Raw genomic sequence first — 12,966 nt, 5'->3', positions numbered from 1 at the left:
CGCATATGGTGGGTCGGCCAGCACAGAACCCGACATTTGTGACGACTCAGTGCGGGGCCCAGCTGCGGGGCTCGGGCTTCGGCCGGCGCATATGGCCGGTTCGCCGGCTCCCCGCTCGCCACGTGCGACGAACCGACGCCGGCCCCGCACGCGGCAGGGCGCGGGGTGCGCTCAGCTGCCGCTGACTTTGCCGAACAGCCGGGCGATGGGGGCCAGGATCATGGGCCGCGCGGCGACCCAGCCGATCGCGACGATGACCATCGCACCGATGAAGAACCAGAACCCGACCCAGCTGTCGCCGCCGTTGGCGGCGAACATGCTGTTCAGGTTGTGCAGCGCCCCGGTCGTCAGCACCAGGGTGACGTGCCCGATGATGAACAGCACGAAGAAGATCATCGTCGGGAAGTGCACCGCCCGCGCCCACTCCACCGGATAGATCCGGTTCAGCGTCTTCGCGTTCTTCGGCCACACCCCGCTCATCCGCACGCCGGTGATCGCCGCCAGCGGGGCGGCCAGGAACACGACGGCGAAGTAGGCCAGCTGCTGCAGGCTGTTGTAGGTGACCCAGCCGTCCTCGATCGGCCAGTCCAGCGACAGGTACTGCAGACCCGCCGAGATCGCGTTCGGGAACACGTCCCAGCTGGTCGGCACCAGCCGCATCCACTGCGCCGAAACGAACAGCAGCACCACGAACACGATCCCGTTGACCAGCCAGAGGATGTCCAGGGACTGGTGGAACCACAGCGACAGGCTGATCTTGCGGGCCGGGTTGATCTTCGGACTCCAGAACACGCTCGGGCGCTTCTCGTTGCGCACCCGCAGGCCGGACCTGATGATCAGCACCATGAAGAAGATGTTCAGGAAGTGCTGCCAGTTCAGCCACGCCCCGAATCCGACCGGCGCCGCCGCCGGTAGCGCGTATGCGCCCGGGTAGGCGGTCAGGAAGTCCTGCATGAAGTCCAGGCTGAGAAACCAGCGCACCAGCAGCACGACCATGCCCGCCGCGAACAGCAGGCCGGCACCGGCGACGATGACCGCACCGGCCCACTGGCCCCGGGTGAACGGCCCGATCCGCTCCGGCTCCGGCGGGGTCAGCGGGCCGTTGCGGGTGCCGATCGTGCGGGCCCGGTCCGCCTCCCAGCGCGTGGCCCCGGCTCCAGGGAACACGGTGCGCTGGAACGGCAACGGCGCCAGCTCGGCAGGCGCCACGGCCGCGACGGCGGCCGATGCCGCGCGTACGGGCTGCGTGGATGCCGCGGCGGCGGGCTGTGCGGAGGCGGCGGGCGCCGCAGCGGGCTGGGCCGGTGCGGGGGTGCCCGGGCGCGGCAGACCGCGGCGGACGGACGGCTTCCCGGCCTCCGGCGCAGGGGCGGCGACGGACGCTGCGGTGGACGGGGCCGGTGCGGGGGTGCCCGGGCGCGGCAGACCGCGGCGGACGGACGGCTTCCCGGCCTCCGGCGCAGCAACGGGCGCTGCAGCCGGTGTCGCCGCCGCTGCGGCTGCGACCGCGGGCGGCGCCGGTGCGGCTGCGGGAGCGGGCGGCGCCAGCGCGGCGCCCACAGCCGCTGACGGTGCCGCACCCGCGGACGGCCAGGGCTCGCCGCCGGCAACGCGCGGCAGGCCACGGCGCAGGGCGACACCCGAGACAGCCGCCGACGGTGCGACGGCTGCCGCCGGCGCCGGCTCAGCGCTCGTAGAGGTCGCGACTGCCGACGCAGCGGCCTCGTTCGAGGCAGGAGCCCCCGGCACAGCGTCCGGGATCAGGGCCGCGGCCTGCGGTGCCATGGCGGCCTGGTCCGCGACCTGCTCGGCAACGCCGGACGCTGATGCGGCGGCCGCGCCGGCGGGCGGCCAAGGCTCCCCACCGGGTACGCGGGGCAGGCCACGGCGCAGCACGACGCCCTCGGTCATTGCGCGCGGAGTCGGAACGACATCGGCCGCCACGACCTCAGCGACCACCGCGGTCGGCGGCTCGGGCGTCATTTCGACTCGCTCCGCTCGCGGGGCGGCCGGGGCGGCAGCCGCAGACACCGGGGCGGCGACGGCTTCGGCCGCGGCGACCGCTTCGTCTGCCGGGTCGTCGGCGGCGGCATCCACTCCTCCGCCGGCGGGCCAGGGCTCCCCACCGGGGATCCGGGGCAGACCACGGCGGATCGTGCGCGGGTACGTCGCCACCGCTACTGCTTCCGCGCCTTGAGTGCCTCGATCAACTGCGGCACGATCGTGAACAGATCGCCGACGACACCGAAGTCGGCGATGTCGAAAATCGGCGCGTCGCCGTCCTTGTTGATCGCGACGATCGTCTTGGCGGTCTGCATGCCGGCCTTGTGCTGGATCGCACCGGATATTCCCAGAGCGACATACAGCTGCGGGCTGACCGACACGCCGGTCTGACCGACCTGATGCGCCTGCGGAACGTAACCGGCGTCGACGGCAGCGCGCGAGGCGCCGACTGCGGCACCCAGCACGTCGGCGAGGTCTTCGACCAGGGCGAACTTCTCTTCCGAGCCCAGTCCGCGACCGCCCGAGACGACCTTCGCCGCACCGCGCAGCTCGGGCCGCGACGAGGTCTCGGTCGACTCCGCAACCGATTCCACCACGGCAGCCTTGCGGCCCGACGCCGGCACCTGAAGCGTCTCTGCGGCCACCGGCTGCGCCTGGGCACGGGCATCCACCGCTCCCTGACGCACCGTGATCACGGGGGCCCCGAACGTCGCCGCCGAGTCCACCGTGAACATGCCGCCGTAGACGGAGTGCTGCGCCGTGATGCCCTCGTCGTCGCGCGCGACGCCGACCGCGTCGATGGCCAGCGCCGACCGGGTGCGGGCCGCGTACCGGCCCGCGACGTCACGGCCGTCGACCGAGTGCGAGATCAGGATCGCGTCCGGGCCCACCAGCTCCGCCGCGGCGGCCAGGGCGTCCACCACCGGCACCGTCAGGCCCTCGCCGGGGCTTGCCACCAGCACTCGGGCCGCGCCCAGGGCGGCCGCGTCATCGGCCAGCGCGGCGTCGCCGACGACCAGCGCCACCGGTGTGCCGACACCGGATGCGGCACCCAGCAGGCCCGCGGAAGACTTGGCGAGCTGCCCGGACGGGGTCACGTCCAGCAGCACCAGGATCGAATCTGCAGCGAAATCAGCCATCACCGTCACCTCACGCCAGTCGGTTCGAAATCAGGAACTCGGCGAGCCGCGTGCCCGCATCGCCCTCGTCGACGATCTTCACACCCGCCGAACGCGGCGGCTTCTCACTGACGGCGACCATGATCGACCGGGCTGCGGCCGCATCCTCGGCGTCGATGCCCAGATCGGCGAGCGACTTCACCTCGTACGGCTTCTTCTTGGCCGCCATGATGCCCTTGAAGTTCGGGAACCGGGCATCGGGCAGCCGCTCCGTGATCGAGATCACCGCCGGCAGGCTCGCCGAAACCACCGCCGTGCCGCCATCGATCGCCCGCTCACCTGACACCGCGGACTCGGTGATCTCGACCGAGTTCAACGCCGTCGCCTGCGGCACATCCAGCAGCTCGGCCAGCATCGCCGGCATCACCCCGCCGGAACCATCCGTGGACTGGTTGCCGGTGATCACCAGGTCGAAGCCGACCTCGCGGATCGCTGCAGCCAGCACCTCGGCCGAAAGTCCCAGGTCGGCCCCGGCCAGAGCCTCATCCACGATCTGCACCGCCGAGGCGGCACCCATCGCCAGTCCCTTGCGGATTGTGGCCTGCGCCGATTCCGGACCCATCGACAGCACCACCACCTCGGTACCGTCGTTCTTGCCCGCAAACGACAGGGCCACCTCCAGGGCGCGCCCGCCGATCTCATCGAGCGCCGGCTCACTCGCGGCGCGATCGGCCAACCCCGTCTCGAGGTTCAGCTTGCGGTCCCCATAGGTATCCGGGACTTCCTTGACCAGGACGACGATCTTCATAGCTCTCCTTCGTCGTGTTCGAGTCTATTCAGCCCACCGCGTCGTCGGAAACCAGCGTGGCGAACCGACTAGCGTTGAAGCCGAATCCGGGAGGTTCTTGTGGCTCGCGTGAAACGACTCCCCGTCGACCCGATCGCCGAGGCGCGACGGCAATGGCTCGCGCACGGGTGGACGGATGCCGCACCCGGCATGACCCTCGTCACCTCGATCATGCGCGCGCAGCAGCTGATGCTCGCGCGCGTGGAGTCGACCCTCAAGCCCTTCAAGCTCACCTTCGCGCGATACGAGCTGCTCACGCTGTTGAGCTTCACGCGTGACGGGCGGATGCCGATGGCGTCGGCATCCGCCCGTCTGCAGGTGCACCCGACCAGCGTGACGAACACCGTCGACCGGCTCGAAGCGTCCGGGCACGTGCGGCGCGAGCCGCACCCCGAGGACGGCCGCGCGACCGTGATCGCGCTGACCGAGTCGGGGCGCGACCTGTCGCGGCGTGCGACCGCCGCGCTGAACGGCGAGGTGTTCGAGCAGCCCGAGCTCAGTCGTGACCAGACCGAGCAGCTCGTCGCACTGATCGCTCAGATGCGCCGCAATTCGGGCGACTTCGACGACGCCCGCCCGGTCGCCGAGCCCCTCTGACGGCTGCCGCATCCTCGCTTCGAAGACTGTCGGAACCCCGGTACTCAGTCTTGCTATCTACTGCTACTCAGTGTTACTGTCTACCAGTAGTCACCATCACTGAGTAGCAGGAGGCGCCGATGGGCAAGCAGGCCACCGAGATGCTCAAGGGAGTGCTCGAGGGCATCGTCCTCGCCATCCTCGCGCGTCGCCGGGCCTACGGATACGAGATCACGGCATGGCTGCGCGACCAGGGCTTCGCCGACATCGCCGAGGGCACGGTCTACGCACTCCTGATCCGGATCGAGCAGCGCGGGCTCGTCGACGTCCAGAAGGTGCCGTCCGAGAAGGGCCCGCCGCGCAAGGTCTACACCCTCAATGAGCAGGGTCACGCACAGCTGGCGGAGTTCTGGACGACGTGGAGCTTCCTCGCGGACCACCTGGAACAGCTCCGCGGTGCTGACGAACACGGTGCTGACGAACACAGTGATGACAGGCACAGCGACGACACACAAGGAGAGAAGCGATGAGCAACTTCATCGAGAAGATCGTCGGCGACTTCGGCGACAAGCGGCGGTTCAAGGCATACAAGGCGCGCGTGAAGGCGCTCCCTGCGGGGTACCGCACCGCGGCCGAGGGCGTCGCACGCTACGTGATGTACACCGGCGCGATCACGAAGAGCGACACTCTGATCCGGATGCTGGAGGACCTGGCCGACCTGTTCGAGCAGGCCGCCGCGGACCATACGCCGATCCGCACGATCGTCGGCGACGATCCTGTCGAGTTCGCGACCGAATTCCTGGCGAACTACGCCGAGGACTCGTGGGTGAGCAAGGAGCGCAAGCGCCTGAACGACGCGATCGCGCGCGCTGAGGACGAAGGCGGGGAGAAGGGATCATGACTGCAGCAGCGATCGAAGTCCGCGGCATCCACAAGTCGTTCCAGGACCTGCACGTGCTGCGCGGCGTCGACTTCGACGTCGCGCCCGGAACGGTCTTTTCGCGCTGCTCGGGTCGAGCCGGCTCGGGTAGCGCAGGCGCCGGCAGATGCGACACCGCCGGCTACGGGACGATCACTGTCTTGATGCCCGCGCCGGTGCGTGCCGCCTCGAAGGCGGCTGCCCACTCGTCCAACGGCACGGACCTCGTCACCAGCGGCGCCAGCTCCACCGCGCCGTCCCGGATCAGCGTCATCGCCCGGCGCCACGACGTCGGCGTCGAGGCGAAGCCGCTCGAGACCACGAGTTCCTTGTAGAGCACGAGGTCGAACGGCAGCTCGACCTCACGGCCGAAGATCCCGACCTGCACATAGCGCGCCCCGCGGCGTGCCGAAGCCAGCGCGGTGCGCGCGCCGCCGACGCTGCCCGAGCACTCGATCACGACGTCGAACGCGTCCTCGTCGGGGGTGCCGGCGGTGGTGCGCATGCCCAGCTTCTCAGCCACGGCCAGCCGCTCGGCATCCTGCGGCAATCCGACCAGTGTCACGACACCTCCGCAGGCCGCCGCCACCTGGGCGGCGAGCTGCCCCATCGCACCCGGACCGGTGACCAGCACCCGGTCGCCGGCGGCGACCACCGGCGGATCCATCAGACAGTGCGCGACGCACGCGAGCGGCTCGCTGAGCGCTCCCTCGACGCCGTCGACGCTCGCCGGCAGCACATGCAGGTTGCGCAACGGCACCAGCACCCAGGGAGCGAAGCCGCCGTTCTCGAAGGAGCCGATCGACCGGCGCCGCGGGCAGAGGTTGATCCGCCCGCTGCGGCACCAGTCGCACACCCCGCACGTCGAGAAGTAGGTCTCCACCGCGACCCGCGCACCGACCAGCGCCGCGTCGTGGGCGGACTCGACCACGCCACAGATCTCGTGCCCCATCACGACGCCCAGCTCATGCGCATACTCGTCACGGGCGATGTGGATGTCGGTGCCGCAGATGCCCGTGGCCGCCACCCACACCAGCGCCATGCCGGCGGCCGGCTGCGGCACCGGCACGCTCTGCAGCCGGACGCCGTCCGCTCCCGGCGCCGCCTTGACCACCGCCGGCATCCGCTCGAGGGCCATGCCGCTCAGCCTTTGGTCGCGCCGGCGGTCAGGCCCGACACGATGTACTTCTGCGCGAACAGCGCGACCACGATGATCGGCACCGTCATGATCGTCGATGCCGCCATGATGGCACCCCAGTCGATGCTCGCGTACGACACGAAGTCGAACACCGCCACCGGCAGCGTCTTGGTGTGGGCCCCGGTCAGCACCAGGGCGAACATGAAGTTGTTCCACGAGAAGATGAACGAGAGGATGCCGGCCGTGGCGATCCCCGGCACCGACAGTGGCAGCAGGATGCGCCAGAACGCGCCGATCGGCGTCAGTCCGTCGACCAGGCCCGCCTCTTCCAGCTCGAGCGGCATGGAGTCGAAGAACGACATCATGATGTACACGCTGACCGGGATCAGGATGAACATGTGCGAGAGGATCATCACCCCGTAGCTGCCCACCCAGCCCAGGTTCGCGAAGATGAAGTACCACGGCACGAGCAGGCTGATCCCCGGGATGATGCGCGCCAGCAGCACCACCAGCGCGGACTTGCGCATGTTGAAGCGGCTCATCGCATATGCGGCCGGCACGCCCAGGACGAGTGAGATCAGCACCGCCCAGAACGCGATCCAGAAGCTGTTGAACACGAACGAGAGGTAGGTGTCGTTGCCGAACACGTTCGCGTAGTTGTCCAGAATCGGCGCGAACTTGAACGGCTGGCTGGTGTCCTGGATGTCGACGTTGCTCTTGAACGACGCCAGCACCATCCACAGCAGCGGCACCAGGAACGCGATGACGACGAAGGCGATCATCACGAACCGGAAGGTCGGGTAGCCGCCGCGGCGACGGCGCCGCCGCGGCGCGGATGTTGCAGCCGTGGTCGCAGCTGTCGCGGTCATGGCTTCTCCTTCCGGCGGAGGGTGAGCAACCACATCGAGATCAGCACCATCAGGAAGAACAGGATCAGCACCGCCGATGCCAGCCCGAAGCTGTTGTACTGGAAGCTCAGCGTGTACGCGTAGATGTTCAGGGTCTCGGCTTCGTGGAATGATCCGCCGCCCTGGCCTTTGACCGCATACAGCAGGTCGAAGGTCTTCAGCGCGTCGATGGCGCGCAGCATGATCGCCACCAGAACGACCGGGCGCAGCAGCGGCAGCGTCACGAACCAGAACCGCTGCCAGGCGTTGGCGCCGTCGATGCGCGCCGCCTCATCAGGCTCATCCGACAGCGACGTCAGCCCCGCCAGCAGCACGATCGCGATCATCGGCGTGAACTCCCAGACATCCACGAAGATCAGCGTCGGCAGGGTCGTCGCGGGACTGGAGAACCACGCCTGCGGCGGGATGCCGATCCAGCCGAGGACCTGGTTGGCGAACCCGATGTTCGGGTCGAAGATCAGCCGCCACATCATCGCGATCGCCACCGGGGTGGCCACGAACGGCAGCAGCACGATCACCCGGACGATGGCCTGCGCTTTGAACGGTCGCCACAGCAGCAACGCGATCGACATGCCGGCGGCGAGCTCGAAGGCCAGCGCGGCGACCGTGAAGATCACGGTGCGCAGCACCGCCGGCCAGAACCGCGCCGTGTCGGTCAGCGCCGTGACGTAGTTGTCGAACCCGACGAAGTCGAACGGGGCGCGCACCGAGCCGAACGAGTCGGTGAAGCTGAGGTAGATGGTCCAGCCGATCGGGAAGGCGATCAGCAGCACGGTGAAGATGATGGCCGGCGACGAGAACAGCCACTTCCGGTGATCGTTCGCCCACCGCGAGACTCGTTCGGCCGGCGGGAGCCGGTCAGGCACAGTGACGGTCATTGTCCACTTCGCAATCCAGTTCAACTGCCAGTGCAGGCTATCGGAAAGGGTGGCGTTCCGGCAGATGCCGCCAGAACGCCACCCCGGCCGCTGGCGCTACTTGTTCTCCGACTGCAGCAGCGACTCGAACTGCGTGCTGGCCTTGTCGGCTGCGGCATCCGAGTCACCGCCGGTGATGGCCACCACGAACGGAGTGCCGACGATCTCGCGGGCCTGCGCCACCGCGACCACCAGCGGCCGGTCGTATCCGACGCCGTTCTTCGCGTTCTCAGCGATGGCTTTGGCGAGCTCCGGCGGGAAGCTCGAGGTCGCCTCCGGGTTGTCCCATGCCGAGGTGCGGGCGCTCGGCGTGCCCTCCTTCTGCATGGCCAGCGTCATCTTCGGGCTGGTGGCCCACTGGATGAACTTCCAGGCGTTGTCCTGGTTCTTCGAGTTGGCGTTGATGCCCAGCGCCCACGCCGCGACGTTGTACGGCTTCGAACCGGCGGGGCCCGCCGGGAACGGTGCGAACCCGACCTGGTCGGCGACCTTGGACTTCTCCGGGTTGGTGAGGTTCTCATACAGGCTGGATGCGTCCGTCTCGAACGCCGCCTTGCCCTGCTGGAAGATCGCCATCGCCTCGGGCCAGCTCATGTCGGTGTTCACCTGTGCGGGGCCGTAGTCGCGCAGCAGCCCGCCGTAGTAGGCGTAGGCCTTCTTGGCGGCATCCGACGCGATACCCGACTTGCCGTTGCTGTCGATCCAGTCGCCGCCGAAGCTGTACAGGAAGCCGGAGAACTGCGTGACCCCGGCCGAGGCCTGGGTGCGCGAGACGAAGCCGGCGACCCCGGGGTTCTCCTCGGAGATCTTCTTGGCGGCCGCCTTCAGCTCGTCCATCGTGGTCGGGACTTCGAGGCCCGCCTTGGTCAGCAGATCCTTGCGGTAATAGAGGATCTCGTTCTCGGTGATGATCGGCACGCCCACGACCTTGTCCTGGTACGTGGTGATGCTCACCGGACCGGGCTGGAAGTCGCTCCAGTTCCAGTTCGCATCGGACTGGACGCGCTGCGTCAGATCGGCGAAGTAGTGGCTCGACGCGAACAGCTTGCCGACCTGCAGCGGCCGGTACATCATGACATCGACGTCACTGGAGCCGGCGTTCAGCTTCACCTTGTAGCTGTCGGCGAGCTGATCCTCGCTGAGCTGGGTCAGCGTGACCTTCAGTCCGCTCTCCTTCTCGAACTCGGGGATCTGCTTCTTGATCGCCTCCGTCCAGACGTGGTTGGCGAGCGTGACGTTCAGGGTCTTCGACCCCTCCGCCTGGTCGCCGCCACCACTGCTGCAGGCGGTGACGACGCCTGCGGTCAGGAGGGTCGCGCTGGCGACCGATGCGATTCGTAATAGGACGTGGCGCTTCATTGCATAGCCTTTCCTCGAGGAGTACGCGTTCAGCGCACCTGGGCAATTGTCTTCCTCGTTGCTAGGCTATAAGTAATACGTATCAGTGCAGATAACCAAACGGTAACGATCCGCCGCTGGCGACGGATCGCCCCACATCGCTGGAGGGGTCATGCAGATCGACTTGCGCGACAAGGTCGCAATCGTCACCGGAGCCGGCCGGGGCATCGGCAGACAGATCTGTCTGACGCTGGCCCGCGAGGGGGTGATCACGGTGGCGCTGGATGTCACGACCGAGGCCCTCGCCGAGGTGACCGGGCAGCTGCTGGCCATCGACCCACGCAGTCGCTCCTATCCGTGCGACGTGCGCGACGCCGCACGCATCGGCGAGATCGTGGCCGAGCTGGACGCGAGCCTGGGCCGCATCGACCTGCTGGTCAACAACGCCGGCGTGGTCGATTCCGGCCCGATCGACACGGTCGACGAGGCGCGCTGGGACTTCGTGCAGGATGTGAACGTCAAGGGCACATTCCTGATGTGCCGTGCGGTGATCCCGGTGATGAAGCGCCAGCGTTCCGGACGCATCATCAATGCGGCGTCCTTCGCGGCGATCGTCCCCCGCGTGGGCGGGGTCACCTATGCGGCCTCCAAGGCGGCCGTCGCGCACCTGACGCGCGGGCTCGCCGGCGAACTCGGCCCCTGGGACATCACCGTCAATGCGTACGCGCCCGGCATGATCCCCACCAGCATGAATCACTTCACCGAACTGCCGCAGCCTGAACAGGACGCACTGCTGGACACGCTCACGCTGCATCGCTGGGGCAGCGCGGACGACATCGGCGACCTCATCTGCTTCCTGGCATCCGACCGGGCCGCCTACATCACCGGCTCACTCATCGACATCAGCGGCGGCAAGCTGGCAACCCAGCTGCCGCGCGAAGCGTACGAACTCGCCGCTGCGGAGAACGGATGACTGCTCCCGCCTCACCCGAGAACCGAGCCGCCGGAACTCGTGGCGCCGAGGGCGTCCGACCCAGGCGGCCCCGCGGCGGATCCCTGCGCGCCGGCACCAGCAGCGGCGTCGATCTGCATTCGCGCGTGGTCGAGGACGTCGGCCAGCGCATCATCAACGGCGACCTGGCAGTCGGGCAGATCATCTTCGCCGAGCAGCTGTGCGACCGCCTGAAGATCTCACGATCCGTGGTGCGCGAGGGCCTGCGCACGCTCGGCTCGCTCGGACTGATCCAGTCGCGCCCGCAGCGGGGCACCAGGGTGCTGCCGCGTGAGAACTGGGACCTGCTCAGCCCCTACGTGATCCGCTGGCGCGGCCAGGGCCCGGACTACATGCAGCAGATGCGCGAGCTGCTCGAGCTGCGACTGGGCATCGAGCGGGCCGCCGCCTACTTCGCGGCGACCCGGATGCACCCCGACGACGCCGCCGCGATGGCGCGCGCCGCCGACGAGATGGCGCGTGCGTTCGCAGCCCGCGACACGTTCGGCTACTTCCGCGCCGATGCCGAGCTGCACCGACTTCTCCTGGAAGGCTCCGGGAATGCGGTGTTCGCCCAGTTCGCCGACACCGTCGCCGCACTGCTGCGACTGCGCGGCGCCACCAGCGCACAGGTCTATTCGCCCGACGGCCTGGCCCATGCCGCGCTCGACCGGCACATCGCGCTGGCCGCGGCACTGGTCAGATGCGACCGGGATGCCGCCACGGCCCTGGCCGAAGAGATCATCGTCGAGACGCTGCACGAGGTGGGCGCGGCTCACCGTCCGTAGGAGTGGCTCTCGATCGGTGAGATCACGAGCTCGTTGATCGAGACATGGCGAGGCAGTTCGAAGACGAATCGGACTGCCTGCGCGACGTCCTCGGGAGCCAGCATCCGGTCGCGCTGGGCCCGATCGGGCACGATCGGACGATTGTCGATCAGCGGTGTGTCGATGTCACCCGGGCACAGCAGACAGGCGCTGATGCCGTGCGGCCCCTCCTGATCGTTCAGCGACTCGGTCAGCGCCTTCAGCGCCGTCTTGCTCGCCGAGTACGCGACCCCGGCGCCCCGCCCGTGGGTCCAGCCCGCCCAGGACGAGATCACCACGACCCGCCCCGCGCCGCCGGTGCGCATCCCGGGCAGCACCCGCGCGATGACGCGTGCGACCGCCGTGAGATTGGTCGCCACGACCGCCTCGAACTCCGTCATCTTCAGGTCGGCCCATGACCGGGCCGGCACGTTCAGTCCCGCCGAGTACAACAGCTCGGTCACGGGCGCGTGCTGCCGCGCGATGGTCTCGGCGGCGGCATCCATCGCCTGCGCATCGCCGGCATCCAGCGCCAGTGCCGTGGCGGTCCCGCCGCGCGCTGCCACCTCGTCGGCGAGCGCGGACAGCAGGTTCGCGCGGCGGCCGCTGACAATGAGGTGCCGGTCCGGCCCGGCCAGCGCGAGTGCCGAGGCCCGGCCCACTCCCGACGTGGCACCGATGATCCAGGTCACCTGCTGTTGCTGTGGCATTGACTGCTCCGCTCTCCTGCTCGCTCGCGTCTACGCTATGCCGTTCGGCGGGCGTGGTCTTCGTCGGATGCCTCGACATCGGCGTCGGCCGCCGCCTCGGGTACGGCATCCACGCGCACGCCGTGGATCAGGAAGAAGTCCACCTCGGGGGCGTCCGCGTCCTCGTCCTTGTCGTACTCGTCGACGATCTCCTGCAGGCGCGCGAGCATCTCCTTGCGACGCTCCTTCGACAGGCGCATGCGCGTCTGCGAATAGCCGGCCGGCCACGGGCGCTCGGCGGGGTCCTTCGGCGGCGGTGCGCCGATCACCTTCGTGAGCGCCGACATCAAGTGCCGCATCATCACGCCGCCGACGAACTCGTCGGGTTGCGCCGACATGCGCAGGCCGCTGCCGCGCGCGATCCACGGCCGCTCGCGGCCGTCGTCGGACTTCGGAGCGCGCTCGATGAGTCCCATCTTCGCCAGCTGCTTCAGGTGGTAGCTCATGGCCGAAGGTGTGAGCCCGGTCAGCGCACCGGCCTGGGTCGCCGTGAGCGGCTCGCCGTCGTAGAGCGCCATCAGCACGGTCCACCGTGCGGGATGCACGAGCGCCCGCATCTGCGCGAGATCATCGATCTCGACCGGCTCGCCCTTGTCCCCCGCCATGGCCACAGTCTAGTTGCGCGAAGGATTTCCGAAGCATATCCTTCATAACT

14 protein-coding genes are annotated in these 12,966 nt (G+C 68.8%); 5 read left to right on the top strand and 9 right to left on the bottom strand.

Annotation, left to right across the window (positions count from 1 at the left end; genetic code table 11):
* Positions 1–171: 171 nt before the first annotated feature.
* From ABD705_RS04115 to ABD705_RS04105, 3 genes are read right to left on the bottom strand one after another with little or no spacing between them, the layout of a single operon-like run.
* Positions 172–2,175: a cytochrome b/b6 domain-containing protein gene (locus ABD705_RS04115; RefSeq protein ID WP_344780838.1), complete on the bottom strand. Its 2,004-nt coding sequence runs from the start codon at positions 2,173–2,175 to the stop codon at positions 172–174.
* Between the two features lie 2 nt (positions 2,176–2,177).
* A complete protein-coding gene (locus tag ABD705_RS04110) occupies positions 2,178–3,143 on the bottom strand; it encodes an electron transfer flavoprotein subunit alpha/FixB family protein (protein ID WP_344780836.1) in 966 nt (321 codons plus the stop codon).
* 10 nt (positions 3,144–3,153) lie between these two features.
* A complete protein-coding gene (locus tag ABD705_RS04105) occupies positions 3,154–3,930 on the bottom strand; it encodes an electron transfer flavoprotein subunit beta/FixA family protein (RefSeq protein WP_344780834.1) in 777 nt (258 codons plus the stop codon).
* 99 nt (positions 3,931–4,029) lie between these two features.
* On the opposite strand from ABD705_RS04105, the gene ABD705_RS04100 reads away from it, so the two are divergent.
* The 3 genes from ABD705_RS04100 (at position 4,030) to ABD705_RS04090 (ending at position 5,446) form a co-directional block, all read left to right on the top strand.
* Complete coding sequence (locus ABD705_RS04100; protein WP_344780832.1) at positions 4,030–4,566, top strand: MarR family winged helix-turn-helix transcriptional regulator; 537 nt, start codon at positions 4,030–4,032, stop codon at positions 4,564–4,566.
* 119 nt (positions 4,567–4,685) lie between these two features.
* On the top strand, positions 4,686–5,075 hold the full coding sequence (locus ABD705_RS04095) for a PadR family transcriptional regulator (protein ID WP_344780830.1): 390 nt from the start codon (positions 4,686–4,688) through the stop codon (positions 5,073–5,075).
* Positions 5,072–5,446, top strand: a complete 375-nt coding sequence (locus ABD705_RS04090; protein WP_344780828.1) for a DUF1048 domain-containing protein — start codon at positions 5,072–5,074, stop codon at positions 5,444–5,446. The genes ABD705_RS04095 and ABD705_RS04090 overlap by 4 nt, the downstream gene beginning before the upstream one ends.
* Before the next feature lie 160 nt (positions 5,447–5,606).
* On the opposite strand, the gene ABD705_RS04080 is transcribed toward ABD705_RS04090, so the two are convergent.
* The 4 genes from ABD705_RS04080 to ABD705_RS04065 all read right to left on the bottom strand — a co-directional run bounded on the left by ABD705_RS04080 (position 5,607) and on the right by ABD705_RS04065 (position 9,786).
* Positions 5,607–6,602, bottom strand: a complete 996-nt coding sequence (locus ABD705_RS04080) for a zinc-dependent alcohol dehydrogenase (protein ID WP_344780826.1) — start codon at positions 6,600–6,602, stop codon at positions 5,607–5,609.
* Between the two features lie 5 nt (positions 6,603–6,607).
* On the bottom strand, positions 6,608–7,471 hold the full coding sequence (locus ABD705_RS04075) for a carbohydrate ABC transporter permease (RefSeq protein ID WP_344780824.1): 864 nt from the start codon (positions 7,469–7,471) through the stop codon (positions 6,608–6,610).
* The gene (locus tag ABD705_RS04070; RefSeq protein ID WP_344780822.1) at positions 7,468–8,388 is read right to left on the bottom strand and encodes a carbohydrate ABC transporter permease; all 921 of its coding nucleotides are present in this window, start codon (positions 8,386–8,388) and stop codon (positions 7,468–7,470) included. The genes ABD705_RS04075 and ABD705_RS04070 overlap by 4 nt, the downstream gene beginning before the upstream one ends.
* A gap of 96 nt (positions 8,389–8,484) precedes the next feature.
* Positions 8,485–9,786: an ABC transporter substrate-binding protein gene (locus tag ABD705_RS04065; protein ID WP_344780819.1), complete on the bottom strand. Its 1,302-nt coding sequence runs from the start codon at positions 9,784–9,786 to the stop codon at positions 8,485–8,487.
* Positions 9,787–9,937: 151 nt separating this feature from the next.
* Here ABD705_RS04065 and ABD705_RS04060 point away from each other — a divergent pair, with 151 nt between their 5' ends.
* Positions 9,938–10,738 (top strand): SDR family NAD(P)-dependent oxidoreductase, encoded by an 801-nt coding sequence (locus tag ABD705_RS04060; protein ID WP_344780817.1) that lies wholly within the window; start codon positions 9,938–9,940, stop codon positions 10,736–10,738.
* The gene (locus tag ABD705_RS04055) at positions 10,735–11,544 is read left to right on the top strand and encodes a FadR/GntR family transcriptional regulator (RefSeq protein WP_344780815.1); all 810 of its coding nucleotides are present in this window, start codon (positions 10,735–10,737) and stop codon (positions 11,542–11,544) included. The genes ABD705_RS04060 and ABD705_RS04055 overlap by 4 nt, the downstream gene beginning before the upstream one ends.
* Here ABD705_RS04055 and ABD705_RS04050 read toward each other — a convergent pair.
* Entirely contained in the window at positions 11,532–12,272 is a 741-nt protein-coding gene (locus tag ABD705_RS04050) for an SDR family oxidoreductase (protein WP_344780813.1), read from the bottom strand. The two genes, ABD705_RS04055 and ABD705_RS04050, sit on opposite strands and share 13 nt — an antisense overlap.
* A 35-nt stretch (positions 12,273–12,307) precedes the next feature.
* The gene (locus ABD705_RS04045; RefSeq protein ID WP_344780811.1) at positions 12,308–12,916 is read right to left on the bottom strand and encodes a MarR family transcriptional regulator; all 609 of its coding nucleotides are present in this window, start codon (positions 12,914–12,916) and stop codon (positions 12,308–12,310) included.
* Positions 12,917–12,966: the final 50 nt, after the last annotated feature.

The organism is Microbacterium kribbense, from assembly GCF_039537285.1.
Lineage (GTDB): Bacteria > Actinomycetota > Actinomycetes > Actinomycetales > Microbacteriaceae > Microbacterium > Microbacterium kribbense.
This window is presented reverse-complemented; position numbering and strand designations above follow the sequence as displayed.